Annotated in this window: 1 protein-coding gene; it reads right to left on the bottom strand. The window is 65.8% G+C overall.

Annotated elements, in window-relative coordinates; genetic code table 11:
* Positions 1 to 53 precede the first annotated feature (53 nt).
* Positions 54 to 562 (bottom strand): transposase (locus ACFQSB_RS40330; protein WP_417774574.1); only part of this gene is annotated, 509 nt, incomplete at its 5' end.

The raw sequence follows: 562 nt of genomic DNA, 5'->3' as shown, positions 1-562 counted from the left end.
GAGCTTGTAACTCGTAGTGTGTAAAGCTGATCTTGCTGCTGGTCTTGGTCGTTTTACCTGATGCGACCTGGATAGGCCTCTGCCAGTTCGTTGAGGGCCTCGATCCAGCCGTAGGTCTTGGCGCCTTCGACGAGTCGGCCGGGGTAGCCGCTGCGGGCGCCCTGGTCGGCGTTGTTGGCGGCGCGTTCCCGGGCTCGCTTGTCCTCGATGTTGATGATCGCCAGCCACAGGAGCTTGACGACGGCATCGTCGGTCGGGAAGTGCCCGCGGGCCTTGGTGACCTTGCGCAGCTGGTAGTTCAGCGACTCGATGGTGTTGGTGGTGTAGAGCAGCTTGCGGACCGACGGGCTGAACGCCAGGAACGGGACCACTCGCTCCCAGGCGTTCTCCCAGATCGTCACCGTCTGCGGGTACTTCTTGCCCCACGGGCCGGCTGCGAGCTCGGCCAGGGCGTCGAAGGCGGCCTCGGCGTCGGCGGCGGTGTAGACCTTCCTCAACTCCGCGGCCAGGGCGGCGCGGTCCTTGCGCGGCACCGGGCGCAGCGCGTTGCGGATCAGATGAA

This window comes from Sphaerisporangium rhizosphaerae, assembly GCF_042665155.1.
Taxonomy (GTDB): Bacteria; Actinomycetota; Actinomycetes; order Streptosporangiales; family Streptosporangiaceae; genus Sphaerisporangium; species Sphaerisporangium rhizosphaerae.
This window is presented reverse-complemented; position numbering and strand designations above follow the sequence as displayed.